The sequence below is a fragment of the uncultured Maribacter sp. genome (genome assembly GCF_963974015.1).
Classification (GTDB): domain Bacteria; phylum Bacteroidota; class Bacteroidia; order Flavobacteriales; family Flavobacteriaceae; genus Maribacter.
In genome coordinates, this window is sequence record NZ_CAXBBZ010000001.1 from 484,609 (window position 1) to 498,265 (window position 13,657).

13 protein-coding genes and 1 tRNA gene are annotated in these 13,657 nt (G+C 37.5%); 11 read left to right on the forward strand and 3 right to left on the reverse strand.

What is annotated here, in order from left to right; all coding sequences use genetic code 11:
• The first annotated feature begins 107 nt into the window (after nt 1-107).
• From AACZ41_RS02175 to AACZ41_RS02215, 9 genes are all read left to right on the forward strand, one after another.
• Nucleotides 108-2,066, forward strand: a complete 1,959-nt coding sequence (locus AACZ41_RS02175; protein ID WP_339626048.1) for an AAA family ATPase — start codon at nt 108-110, stop codon at nt 2,064-2,066.
• A gap of 251 nt (nt 2,067-2,317) precedes the next feature.
• On the forward strand, nt 2,318-3,319 hold the full coding sequence (locus AACZ41_RS02180) for a hypothetical protein (protein WP_339626050.1): 1,002 nt from the start codon (nt 2,318-2,320) through the stop codon (nt 3,317-3,319).
• A 20-nt stretch (nt 3,320-3,339) separates the two neighbouring features.
• Nucleotides 3,340-4,890, forward strand: a complete 1,551-nt coding sequence (locus AACZ41_RS02185; RefSeq protein WP_339626051.1) for a phage tail sheath C-terminal domain-containing protein — start codon at nt 3,340-3,342, stop codon at nt 4,888-4,890.
• 24 nt (nt 4,891-4,914) lie between these two features.
• On the forward strand, nt 4,915-5,367 hold the full coding sequence (locus AACZ41_RS02190) for a phage tail protein (protein ID WP_339626052.1): 453 nt from the start codon (nt 4,915-4,917) through the stop codon (nt 5,365-5,367).
• 5 nt (nt 5,368-5,372) lie between these two features.
• Nucleotides 5,373-5,828, forward strand: coding sequence for a phage tail protein (locus AACZ41_RS02195; RefSeq protein WP_339626054.1), 456 nt, complete (start codon nt 5,373-5,375; stop codon nt 5,826-5,828).
• A 92-nt stretch (nt 5,829-5,920) separates the two neighbouring features.
• Nucleotides 5,921-7,714 carry a type VI secretion system tip protein VgrG gene (vgrG, locus tag AACZ41_RS02200; RefSeq protein WP_339626056.1) on the forward strand — a complete coding sequence of 598 codons (1,794 nt, stop codon included), beginning with the start codon at nt 5,921-5,923 and terminating at the stop codon, nt 7,712-7,714.
• Between the two features lie 18 nt (nt 7,715-7,732).
• Complete coding sequence (locus tag AACZ41_RS02205; protein ID WP_339626058.1) at nt 7,733-8,032, forward strand: PAAR domain-containing protein; 300 nt, start codon at nt 7,733-7,735, stop codon at nt 8,030-8,032.
• A gap of 3 nt (nt 8,033-8,035) precedes the next feature.
• Nucleotides 8,036-9,523, forward strand: a complete 1,488-nt coding sequence (locus AACZ41_RS02210) for a hypothetical protein (RefSeq protein ID WP_339626060.1) — start codon at nt 8,036-8,038, stop codon at nt 9,521-9,523.
• Between the two features lie 2 nt (nt 9,524-9,525).
• Nucleotides 9,526-9,963 carry a hypothetical protein gene (locus AACZ41_RS02215; protein WP_339626062.1) on the forward strand — a complete coding sequence of 146 codons (438 nt, stop codon included), beginning with the start codon at nt 9,526-9,528 and terminating at the stop codon, nt 9,961-9,963.
• A gap of 273 nt (nt 9,964-10,236) precedes the next feature.
• Here the strand turns inward: AACZ41_RS02215 and AACZ41_RS02220 are convergent.
• Nucleotides 10,237-10,310: transfer RNA gene (locus AACZ41_RS02220), tRNA-Ile, on the reverse strand.
• A gap of 276 nt (nt 10,311-10,586) precedes the next feature.
• On the reverse strand, nt 10,587-10,991 hold the full coding sequence (mce, locus tag AACZ41_RS02225; RefSeq protein ID WP_079511533.1) for a methylmalonyl-CoA epimerase: 405 nt from the start codon (nt 10,989-10,991) through the stop codon (nt 10,587-10,589).
• A 65-nt stretch (nt 10,992-11,056) separates the two neighbouring features.
• Between mce and rbfA the strand changes: the two genes are divergently transcribed.
• Nucleotides 11,057-11,449: a 30S ribosome-binding factor RbfA gene (gene rbfA / locus AACZ41_RS02230; protein ID WP_339626064.1), complete on the forward strand. Its 393-nt coding sequence runs from the start codon at nt 11,057-11,059 to the stop codon at nt 11,447-11,449.
• Between the two features lie 4 nt (nt 11,450-11,453).
• On the forward strand, nt 11,454-12,659 hold the full coding sequence (locus AACZ41_RS02235; RefSeq protein ID WP_339626066.1) for an FtsX-like permease family protein: 1,206 nt from the start codon (nt 11,454-11,456) through the stop codon (nt 12,657-12,659).
• Here AACZ41_RS02235 and dusB read toward each other — a convergent pair.
• On the reverse strand, nt 12,656-13,654 hold the full coding sequence (gene dusB, locus AACZ41_RS02240) for a tRNA dihydrouridine synthase DusB (RefSeq protein WP_339626068.1): 999 nt from the start codon (nt 13,652-13,654) through the stop codon (nt 12,656-12,658). The two genes, AACZ41_RS02235 and dusB, sit on opposite strands and share 4 nt — an antisense overlap.
• Between the last annotated feature and the right edge of the window lie 3 nt (nt 13,655-13,657).

Here is a 13,657-nt window from a genome sequence, read left to right on the forward strand (position 1 = left end):
TTGAACGAATAGTATTAAGATATATACTCCTTTAGTAACTTTAGTTTAAATGAGGACCATTCCATCTCCTGCAATGGTCCCATCGCCAAACTACATTTCCATTATATATGACCAAGGCTTTCGATTCTTCAGGGAAGAAAAACGGTATCCAATCACAGGATACATCCATGGCAGAAAATAGTTCGCAAACCCTTCATCAATTTATAGACAACAAACCTGAAACCCTTTTGCAGCGCATGCTGCATTATTTGGCCAATAAAAGTAAAAGCGCCCGGCTTCCTATTCAAAAAAAGTCAGCTGCGGAAGAGGAAGAAGTACTTCAGGGAAAGTTTGAACCAATCCAAAAACAGGAGAATAAGACAGGATTACCAAATAATCTAAAATCCGGGATAGAGAATCTTTCCGGCTATTCAATGGATTACGTAAAAGTACATTACAACTCCAACCAACCTGCTCAGCTCAACGCCCACGCCTATGCGCAAGGCACTGATATCCATTTGGCTCCTGGGCAAGAAAAACATTTGCCGCATGAAGCCTGGCACGTGGTACAGCAGAAACAGGGGCGAGTTAAGCCTACTCTGCAGATGAAAGGAAAGACAAACGTAAATGATGATGTGGGATTGGATAAGGAGGCTGATGTTATGGGAGCTCAAGCCTATAATTTGATTCAGAAACAAAAGGAAGTCTTAAATAAACTATCCGTACATAATATGAATATAAAACAAGATTCAAGCAATGCCCCAACCATCACAAGAGAACTCGATTGGTTTCAACAGCTCCTCTTGCTTCGCGGGAAGATTACTTTTGAACAGTCCGAACCGGAAGCAGCCATGGACGTCCTATTACCACCCTCGCTTGAGAATGAGAATTCCCACTACAGCCAACTGATCAAAAAACACCAAATGGGAATGGAAGAACGCTTGGTATTAATCCTAGCGTTAATTCCGCATATAAAACCCTCATTGCTCGATATATTAAACATGAAAAACGAGCTCTATGACATGCCCTTTACAGAGTTTGGTGGAATTCGCGATAATAAACATAAAGGCTATTTGCCTACGGGGGAGACTGCTGCATTTTTACTTGCCGGGTCTGACCTAGAAAAACGGTTTGCCCTATTGCCCTTATTTGAAAAAGACCATTTCTTCTATAAAGAAGGTATTTTAACCTTAGAGTCTTCTTCATCAAATGAACCCCTACTCTATGGACTATTGCGCATATCCCCAGAATACCTTCCCCTATTGACCACCGGCAAGGTATTCAAACCCGATTTTAGCCCCTATTTTCAGGCCAAACGCATTACAACATCTCAAGAGTGGGATGACCTCGTAGTAGCAGACCATCTATTAAACGGACTCGAAGAAATAAAGGCCTATACCCAATATGGGAAGCAACTAAAAAACGACTATCAATTTGGTAAGAAAATAAAACCAGGGTTTAAGGTCTTGTTTACAGGTCCCCCGGGTACCGGAAAAACCCTTGCCGCTACCCTTCTCGGCAAAGCCAGCAATATGGATGTGTATCGTATCGACCTTTCCATGGTCGTCTCAAAATATATTGGCGAAATTGAAAAGAATCTCTTAAGCGTGTTCGACCTGGCCGAGAACAAAGACTGGATCCTTTTTTTTGATGAGGCAGATGCATTATTTGGTAAACGAGATAATACTTTAGATTCAGATGTTAGGTATGACAATCAACTAGTGTCTTTCTTGTTACAACGTATGGAGGATTTTAACGGTCTGGTCATTCTCTGTTCCAACTTTAAAAAGAACTTCGACAAAGCCTTTTTTAGAAGGTTTCAATTGGTACTTGATTTTGAAATTCCGGATGCGCACCAGCGGTATGTTTTATGGCAAAAATCAAAGACCCAAGAATTTGAATACGAAGCTGCCATAGACCTTGATTCATTGGCAGAAGACTATGAACTAACCGCTGCCTCGATAATCAATATTCTACACTATAGTATACTTAAATGCCTTGGCAGAAATGATACCTTGATTCAACTTAAAGATATTGAAGCAGGTTTGAAAATAGAAAAAATTAAAGAAGGTAAAAGTATATACTAGTGAACGAGTTCTTATTTGGTTTAAGATGAATTTTTCTAAAATCTATACGACAGCAAACTAATTATTATATCGCTTCATTTGCTTTTCTAAAGATTTTTCGGTGGTTCAATTTTGATGTTTAGAAAAAAATAAACCGGTGCTATAAAAGAGATTTTTAAAAAATAAAATTTAACTTAAGAGACAAATCAAGTGAACTTGATTTTAAGTCGAGCTTACCCCGCCAAACTTTTAAACCAATAGTAATTCCAATTATGGTAGATACGTACCAATACCTTATATCCATTTCTTTTAAACATAATTATTTTAGAGATGGTAATTTCAAGACACTACAAGTTTCTTTTGATGAGAGTACGCAGCGCTTGCTTAAAAAGTTGGGACTCATTGTAAAACCATACCATGGCGGTGTTCACTTTTTAATCCAAGATCCAGAACTGCTTTTTTCATCACCCGAAAGTAAATCTTTGAGGCTATTCCTAGAATGCAATGACCCCTTATATATCAATTATTCATCGCTGCCCGAATATAGTCCAACGCATACCGTTTTATATTTCAACAATCTTAACCCCGTACATAATACTGACAATTCAACATTCCTTCTACACTCAGAAAAGAACGTAGGAAAAAAAGATGTCTTTAGAATAAGTGGGGGTAAAATAGTCTTCAAAACCTACAAAGAGGGGGGCAGATATCATTTTGAGGATTCTTTGGGAAACGATATTTCAAATCTTGTAGAAATAAAGCGGATTGGTAGCGATTGGCACCTATTATCCGGCCAATACAATGGGGCCATCCATATATTGACCAATGGGGAGGAAAGTGAGCGAATATACGCCAACCCTAAACTTGTTTGGAGAAAACCCTTGGCCATTGTGGAGCTTTATCTGCCCACATTGTACAAAAATTTCAAACAAGAGGAAAAATTGGAGTATTTTCTAAACTTTCATATAGTTAAAACAAAATGGAAATATATTATTGTTAGCCCATTGTATAAAGACCTAAAAAGTCCCACTATTTTAAATGGAAAAAAAACACCGGTTTTTGAGTCTTTACCAAAAAAAGAAAATGATGAAAAAGTATATCATACATTTCAATCCATAGATGAACTGCCTCTTTTAGAGTATTCAGAAGATTTCTATTCGCTCTATACTAATGAAAACTCCCTTCCGGTAATCAAAGCTTTACCTAGGGCATCACCTGAACAACTTTTCTATGATGATGACAAAAAAACCATGTATTCACACATTTATATTTAAACTAGTAATCAAACAAAATTATGGCTAGTACGTATAAGACACCTGGGGTGTACATCGAAGAAAAGGATGCTTTTCCAGGCTCCGTCGTGGAGGTAGCGACGGCCATTCCTGCATTTATTGGCTATACGGAGAAAGCTTCTAGAAATGGGAAATCTTTGGCAAATACACCAGTAAGAATCACTTCATTGATGGAGTATGAGGAATTTTTCGGCGGTGGGAATACTCCGAAATTTAGTCTTGATTCTGATATTACTGAGAATGGAAATTCCGTTAAGATAGATGACCAGGAAATAGGCATTCGTTATGTGCTAAATACTAAGCTATTTTTTTTTAACTCGATTCGACTTTTTTATGCCAATGGTGGTGGCACCTGCTATATCGTATCGGTTGGTACATTTGGTGAAGATGGTGAAGTCGTGTTAAAGAAAGTCGACTTTGAAAGCGGACTTAAAACCCTAGAAAAAGAACAGGAACCTACTATGGTGCTGGTGCCGGATGCGGTCAATCTCTCGATGGAATCTTGTTATGCACTCTATCAACTAACGATTGCTCACTGTGCCAAGATGCAAAATAGGGTGGCGATACTCGATGTTTACGATGGCTATAAAGACCGCAAAGAGGAAGATGTAATTGAGCTATTCAGAGCTCATATTGGAACTGAAAACTTGAGTTATGCTGCGGCATACTATCCTTGGTTGGAAACCAACATAGTTCAGAATGGAGAGCTTACCTTTAAAAATTTAGACGCTTCGGTAGATCTCAATTCGGTATTTCCAGAAGCAGTGGCCAAGCAAATACTCGCTGATTTTCGAAAAGATGATAAAGGATTCAAAAAAGTATTTGAAGTGGAAAATCCGGATTTGGAAGAGGACAAGGTCCAAGCATTATTACCCGAATATATAAAAAATAAAGAGCATGATTTTCATCTTGGCTTAGTAGCGACCAGCCCGACTTATGTGAGTATTTTGAATGAAATCAAGAGTGTGGTAAACCTAATACCGCCTGCAGCTGCCATGGCAGGAATATACACTGCTGTCGATAATAATCGCGGAGTATGGAAATCTCCTGCCAATGTTTCTATCAACAGTGTCATAAAACCCGCCGTAAACATTACCCATGACGAACAGGAAAGCTTGAATGTGGATGCATTATCGGGAAAATCCATCAATGCCATTAGAACCTTTCCAGGTGTTGGCACTATGGTTTGGGGAGGCCGAACACTTGATGGGAATAGTTTAGATTGGCGTTACATCAATGTTCGACGAACGATGATCATGTTGGAGCAGTCCATAAAACTAGCTCTGCGAACTTATGTGTTTGAACCCAATGATGCGAATACTTGGGTGACTGTAAAAAGTATGATTGTAAACTTTTTAACGGATAAATGGAAACATGGAGCTTTAGCAGGTTCTTCACCAGAGGATGCCTTTGAAGTTCAAATAGGTTTAGGAAATTCAATGACAGCAGAGGATATTTTAGAAGGTAAAATGTTAGTATCCATAAAATTAGCAATCGTAAGACCTGCAGAATTTATGTTAGTTAATTTCGAGCAGCAAATGCAAAAATCGTAATAATCAATTAAAAACTAAAATAGTATGGCAGGAGAAGCACAAGACACCAATTGGCCCTTACCAAAGTTTTACTTTATGGTAGACTGGGGGTCTACGACCAATATTCCATTTCAAGAAGTAAGTGGTCTAGATATAGAATCAGAACCTATCGAATATAGACATGGTAATAGCCCGGTATTTTCAAAAATAAGTATGCCCGGTATGATCAAAAGTAATAAGGTCACCATGAAAAAAGGTGTGTTTGCCAAAGACAATGCCTTTTGGGATTGGTTCGTAAAAATAAAAATGAACACTATTGAACGGCAAAATGTAGTGATTAAGCTGTTAGATGAAGGTGGCAACCCCACCATAACTTGGACCCTTTTAAATGCTTGGCCTTCAAAAATAACCTCAACCGACCTTAAATCTGACGGTAGTGAAGTTGCCATTGAAAGCATAGAGATCGCCCATGAAGGCTTAACCATTGCTAACGGATAGGTGCTATGTCATATGATGATTTTTTCAAGCAGAATTATACGCCGTCGACAGCTTTTTATTTTGCGGTAAAATTCAATAATCTACCAGAAATGGATAGTAGTTTTCAAGAAGTATCCGGTTTAAAAGTAACCCTGGGAACAGAGGAAAGAAAGGAGGGCGGGGAGAATAATTTTGTCCTACACCTTCCTACTCCTACTAGTTACCAAGACCTCGTCTTAAAACGGTGCTTATTAAACAACTCTGCCTTGAACAGATGGTGTAAGAATGCTCTGGAAGATTTCAAATTTGACCCAAAGGATATAAAACTCCAGCTATTAGGTGCCAATGGCGGAAGTCTTGTCTCTTGGACTATAATACAGGCATATCCTATCTCATGGGAATTGTCATCCTTAAACAGTACTAGAGACGAACTGGCTATTGAAACCTTGACTCTAAAGTTTCGTAGTTTTAAAAGAGATTAATATAAATGCTGAATAAAATTATTTAATGCGTAAAACAAGAAAATAAGTAAGTATCAGCATCGAACTATATTTCACTTATAACTAAAAGTACTATGGCAGAATTTTTACAACAACAAGAGGGTATTATTGATTTTGATATTTTCATTAATGGAAGTAAGATAAAGGATACTGTTGAAGTTCAAGAAATAATGATTGAAATGGAGGTAAACCGCATTGGCTTGGCTTCAATTATTATACAAGATGGTGGCGCAATAGGGGTCGTAAGCGAACCATTTACAAATAGTGAGAGTAATGATTTTATTCCTGGTAATGACATTGAAATAGCCTTGGGCTATACCGATGAAACAAAAAAGGTTTTCAAAGGCATTATTCTTTCCCAACGTCTTTTGGTAAAAGGGGATAAATCGCAATTAATAATCACATGCAAAGACAAAGCTGTTCATCTGACCCAAGGAAGGCATAATGCCATCTTTCAGAATATGAAAGATTCAGATGCCATTAAAAGTATTGTTTCCAAGTATGGTCTTGACTTTGATATGGATACTACCAACTATGAGCATCCGTCTTTAGTGCAGCACAATTGCACCGATTGGGACTTTCTAGTTATGCGCGCTGAGTCAAACAATATGATAGTGCAGACAAATCAAAACAAGCTAAGCATAAAAAAGATAGATTTTTCGAGGGAACCACAATACGAGATTAAGTCTTCTCAGTTTGTCATTGATATTGACTTATCATTGGAAAGTAAAAATATATCAGGCGCTTATAAAATGTCATCCTGGGATTCCAATTCACAAGAGGTGCTTTCTAGTAGTATAGAAATACAAGATTCGCTAAATCAAGGAAATATCACCGCAAAAAAAATAGCCACTACTTTGAACAAGAGTCATGACAGCTATTCTTCTGCACCCATTTCAAAAACTGAAATGGATACACACCTGCAGTCATTTGCGAATAGCGCAGTATTAAATAAGGTTAGAGGCAAAATAACGGTTCCAGGAAATACAAAGATAATTGCCGGTGATATTATTAAACTATCAGAGTTCAGTTCTCGCTTTAATGGTAATGCGTATATCTCAAAGGTAGAACATAGTTTGCAAGATGGGGAATGGCTAACTATTCTCCATGTTGGAAAAGATTTAAGTTTACACGCTTCTTTACCAAATATTGAAGAATTTAGAGCCTCTGGTCTGCTACCAGCCATGTGCGGTACCCAGATTGCTACGGTAAAAAAAACATTTGAGGATCCAGATAATAATTTTCGCGTTTTAGTAACACTACCGTCATTTTCTGGCACTGGACAAGAAGAGGGTATTTGGGCCAGAATCGCATTTCCGTATGCATCAGCGGATGCTGGTTACTTCTTCTTTCCTGAAGTGGGTGATGAGGTGCTTCTTACGTTCATGAACGATGACCCTAGGTTCCCGGTTATTTTTGGTGCATTGTATAGCGCAAAAAATGCGGCCAAGGTAACACCAGATGAAAAAAACCAATTTAAATCTATTTCCTCTAAATCTGGAATCCATATCACCTTCGACGATGAGGATAAAATTTTAACCATCGAGACTCCAGAAATGAACACGATTGTATTAGATGATAAAAATAAGAGTATCAGCATGCAAGACATTAATGAAAATTCAATAGTTATGGATGAATCAGGAATAACGATTAAAACACCAAAAGATCTAAACTTAAGTGCTGATGGAAGTATTAACATAAAGGCAACATCTAATCTAGCTATGTCCGCAACCGCAGATGCTACACTAGATGGGCAAAGTATTACACAAAATGCCAAAACATCGTTTACGGCTAAAGGAAATGCTTCCGCAGAATTATCAGCATCTGGGCAAACAAGTATCAAAGGTGCAATGGTGATGATTAATTAACTCAAAAAATATATAAATATGCCACTAGCAGCAAGATTGACAGATATGCATACCTGCCCTATGGTCACCCCAGGATTGCCCCCAATACCACACGTTGGTGGCCCAATAATTGGACCTGGTGCTCCAACAGTTTTAATTGGTAAAATGCCAGCAGCTGTTGTGGGCGATAACTTGGTCTGTGTAGGACCTCCTGATTCTATAGTTAAGGGTTCAGCAACCGTAATGATAGGAGGTAAACCAGCAGCGCGAATGGGTGATACTACCGCACATGGAGGAAGTATTGTTTTAGGATGTCCTACGGTAATGATAGGTGGTTAACGGATGAATTCAGAACCATTAAATTACAACGAATTAGGTTTTTTGGTCAGTTCTCCTGTCTTAATGCTGGCCAGAGGTAGACAAAAGGTAAAATTCAAAATCAATTTTACCGCATCGTCCTATGAAAAATCAAAAAAGATCTTTGAAGCATGGTCTCAGGAAGAACAAACCCAAGATCATGGTTCAAGGGAATTGAAGTTTATTATCAAAGATGCTTTTAAACTCTTTGTGACCGTCGAAAATATGTGGCGAGAAATTAATGGTTTTACAGCTACGTTAGATGACAAAAAAAAAGCTCTAATATTTTCATTTGGTTTGTTGGGAAACCCTGAATCCTTGGTGCCTTTGGATAATGAAATTCATGAAGGGAATTTTGAATCTGAATGGCCATGCGTTAAGATAGTTTTAAATAACGATGCCCTAATATATCCCTACAAGTTTTTGGAGGACTTGGTTATTAAGAATATAAGTATAAAAGCCGACGTGGCAGGAGTTACGGATTTAGAACTGAACAATAATTTAGGAAAATTGGATAATTCTATCCCATTTCCTCCATTTGGTCCAATTCCGCACGTAGGCAGTTATCTGAGAATGGAAAATCCCTTAATTCTACAAAAAAACCTTACTAAACTAAAACTTAACTTCGAATGGTGTGGATTGCCAGAAGAAAAAAATGGTTTTATCGATTACTATGCAGCTTATAATGCAAGCATACATAATGGTAGTTTTAAAGCCGTTATAAATCAGTCTGGTAAATTAGTTCACAAACTACAGAAAATTGAACTTTTTGAATCAAATGCTACAACTTATAGCTTAGAGAAATCTAAGTCAATTAAGGTTAAATTGGAGAAATTAGAATTTAATGATTCCATTAACTTGTCAAAGGGATTAGGTAACGATAGTAGCCGCCCCTTATATATTATACTAGAAAGTCCGGAAATAGCCTTTGGGCATCAAATTTTTCCAACAAAATATTCAGAAGCTGCAATGTTCAATGCAAGGATTTTTAAAAGAAAATCAATTGACTTACCAAAACAACCATATACTCCATTACTTGATTGCTTGACAATAAACTACACCAATTATGTAAAAGAATCCATATCAAGAAAGAAGGACGATTATGGTTATGATATTAAACTTATCCACTTAAATTCTTTTGGTAATATTCAGGTTTTCCCGCACCCTCGGAAATCAATATGTTTCCTTTTACCACAAATCAGGTATAATGGAAATATATTAGTAGGACTAAATAACCTCCAAGCAGCTGATTTAGGTGGCACAGGATTCAATTTATCGTACGTGATCCATGCCACAACCGCACAAATACATAAGCCAAAGCTGAAATGGGATTATTTGAACAATAAGAAATGGGTTTTTATAAAATCATTATTTATTGATAATCCTAGAGATGGTATTCTTCCATCGGCTATTGAAAATTTATCAATAGAATCTGATTTTATTATTAATGATGCCAGAGATAATTATATATGAAAATGGAGAACACAGTAAATATTAAAGGTACGATGCCCGCTGATGGAAAATGGCATAACGTTTTTGAAAACGCATTGTCCGATTGTCATGCATACGAAATAATGGCCTTAGCTAAAGGCAAACCTAAAGAAGGTAAATACTGTTTGCTTCATGCTATTGCAATAAGTACGTTTGGGAATTCCAATCCAAAAATTTCCAAAACCTGTGCGCATTATGGAAAAAGGTGGAATAAAATCAGTATTCGATGGGAATCCCGGAAAAATGCGGTTAATCAACCACAGGAAGAAAAATGGTGGCACAATTTACCTTTAGTTAGAGGTCGAATTAAGGGTGAAAAAAACGCATATGCGTACAATCTTCAAATGAAGACCAAAAGTAATTATGGTTCTGATTCAAAAATTTCCTTTAGGATTCTAAAGTTGTGGGATGAATTCAATTAAAAACAACAATAAAAGGAACTCAATGGAAAGTGTTTACGATAGACTAGGTATGTTGAAATCAAAGTCTAGTGGTCTAAAGTTTTTAAATAAAGGTATTTAAAAGACAAAAAATCAATCGTTTAAATACACAACATGATAATTGGAGTGGCTGAGACCAAAACTACTAGAGAAATCAAGCCTAAACAAAAAGTAATAAATACCAACATTGTCGGCACGAATTAAAAAAGTCTTTACCTACATCACTGTAAATAAAGACTTTAGGATAATCTAATGTGGTCCCACCTGGACTCGAACCAGGGACCACCTGATTATGAGTCAGGTGCTCTAACCAGCTGAGCTATAGGACCGGTTATAATTCAATACTTGAAGCTCTGTAAACTCTTGTTTCGATTAAAATCGATAGAGACTGGCGCTCAAACCAGTTACAAAACCCGCGAATTGCGGATGCAATATTACTACTTATTTTTAACTGACACAAGATTTTTATGCATAGTTGTAGAATAGTTTACTTGCTTATCACTAGTGTTTCGTTGACAGTTTAGGTCATGCCCAAATAATCATTCTGGCCCATAAGACACTTCGACTGCGCTCAGTATGACAGCTGGCTATAAAATTATCAAACCTTACTCTCGAATTTCTTGACACAATTCTACCAATACCCCATTTGCAGTCTTTGGATGAATGAAGGCCACCCATTTATTATCAGCCCCTTTTTTCGGCTTTTCATTCAGCAATGTAAATCCTTCTGATTTTAGTCGTGCCATTTCTGCAACAATATCATCCACCTCAAAAGCTACATGATGTATTCCCTCACCTTTCTTTTCTAAAAATTTGGCAATAGGTCCGGTTGGGTCGGTCGATGCCAGTAATTCAATCTTATTAGGACCGTTTTGAAAGAAAGAAGTATTCACCCCTTCTGAAGCAACTTCTTCTTGTTTATAGGGTGCGACTCCCAATAATTTCTCGAAAAGCACATTGGAATCCTCCATGTTTTTAACTGCTATACCTAAATGTTCTATCTTTTTCATGCCTTATTTGCTTCAGAGTGCATCACATAGGGGTTAAGATACATTTTAATATGTATTTTTGCAGTATGGAAACGCAAAGACAACGTAAAATAGCTGGGGTCATTCAAAAAGATATTGTAGATATTCTACAAAAGGCTGCCATTGATGGCGGACTCCGTAATACCCTAATCTCAGTGTCTAAGGTTGCGGTAACCACAGATTTATCAATCGCAAAAATTTATTTAAGTATTTTTCCGAACGATAAAGCAGCTGAATTGATGGAAGGTATTAAATCTAACCAGCCATTAATTAAACACGAACTTTCGCAGCGTACCAGAAACCAGTTACGTAGGGTGCCAGAATTACTTTTCTATTTAGATGATTCGTTAGATTATATCGAGAATATTGAAAAGTCTTTAAAACGCGAAGAAAACCCTATGGAGAACAGAGATTTACTACCTAAACGTAAAAAGTCTTGATCGTTTGAATTTTCCTCTCTATATCGCCAAAAGGTATGTACGTTCAAAAAGTACCCAGAACGCGGTCAACATCATTAATTTTATTACCTTTTTAGTTATTGTTATTGGTTCTGCAGCATTGTTTATTGTGCTTTCGGCCTTCGCCGGATTAAAAACCTTTAGCCTTTCGTTTACCGAATCTTTTGACCCACAACTAAAAGCTTTACCAATAGCCGGAAAGACGTTTACCTTATCTCCCGAACAAGAAGAACGTTTACATGCTGTAGAAGGACTAGCTTTTTATTCCAAAGAACTAGAGGAAAAGGTTTCCTTAGAACACCAAGGTAAAAATCATATTGCCTACATAAAAGGTATAGATAGTAATTATACCAAAGTCACCGCAGTAGATAGCACACTTTACATGGGCGATTGGACGGTTAATGATACACAGGTAGTGTCAGGTTTGGGTATCGCAAATATTCTAGGGGTAACCATCAACCAGTTTCGAAGCCCTTTGCAGATTTATGCGTTTAAACCTGGTAAAGGTTCTATATCGCAACAAAGTATTTCATCACTCTATAACCAAATTCCCATGGTAATCGGTGGTGTTTATGCCGTTGAAGCCGATTTGGACAATAAATACGTATTTGCAGATTTACGATTGACTCAGGCATTGTTGGAAAAAGACTCGCTACAGATTTCAGGTATAAATTTTAAAATGGACGACGGAGTTGAGCCTAGTACAGTTCGTTCAGAAATTCAGGTAATTTTAGGTTCTGGTGTTGAACTGAAGAACAGACAGCAACTGAACAGTACCCTATATAAAATGTTGAACACCGAGAACGTCGCTACATATCTCATATTTACACTTGTGCTTATTATCGCTCTTTTTAATGTGGTCGGCGCAATTATCATGATGATTTTAGACAAGCAACAGAACTCTAAAACCCTTTACAGCCTAGGTACTACGATTAAAGAATTACAACGTATTTACTTTTTACAAGGAATTTTAGTTACTGGTTTAGGAGGATTGATCGGTGTACTTATCGGTGTCATTATTGTATGGTCGCAACTTGCATTCGGCTGGTTAAAAATAACCCCGTCTCTATCCTACCCTGTTAAATTTGAGTTCATCAATATTACTATTGTACTTGCTACGATTATAGTACTAGGTATTATCGCTTCTAAAATTGCAAGCAGTCGAATCAATAAGAAATTAATCGAGGCTTAGATCAAGTTAAACTCGTGATCACCAAACTTTTCCATAACCTCATCAAAGGCAGCAAAAACTGACGCAGAATCATCGCTAGTAACCATTTTCATGCGATGTTCCTTAAAATTGGGTATGCCTTTAAAGTAATTGGTATAATGTCTACGTGTCTCGAAAACACCCAGAATTTCTCCTTTCCAATCAATCGACATTTGTAAATGACGACGGGCGGCATCAACACGCTCTTCCATGGTTGGTGGGGCTAAATGCGTGCCTGTTTCAAAAAAGTGTTTTATCTCTCTAAATATCCATGGGTAACCGATACTTGCACGGCCAATCATTGCGCCATCCAATCCGTATTCATCGCGCATTTTTAATGCTGCTTCCGGCGTATCTACATCACCATTACCAAATACAGGAATGTGCATTCTTGGGTTGTTCTTTACCTCTCTAATAGGGTCCCAATTGGCATTGCCCTTATACATTTGTGCCCTTGTTCTACCATGAATGGATATTGCTTTGCATCCTACATCTTGTAAGCGTTCTGCAACCTCAACAATTTTAATAGAATCATCGTCCCAACCTAATCTGGTTTTCACCGTGATAGGTAAATTACTATGTTCGACCATAGCTTTGGTCAAGGAGACCATCAAGTCAATATCTTTTAAAATACCTGCGCCTGCGCCCCGTGAAACTACTTTTTTAACCGGGCAGCCAAAATTGATATCAATAATATCTGGCCTTGATTTTTCTACAATCTCTACAGATTGTAGCATACTATCCAAATTAGCACCGAAAATTTGAATACCTACCGGACGTTCTTTCTCATAAATATCAAGCTTCATCACACTTTTTGCAGCATCGCGAATCAGTCCTTCAGAAGATATAAATTCAGTATACACCACATCGGCTCCTTGCTCTTTACAAAGGGCACGAAATGGCGGGTCGCTCACATCTTCCATAGGTGCTAAAAGCAACGGAAAATCAGGTAGTTGTATGTCTCCAATTTTAGGCACTGT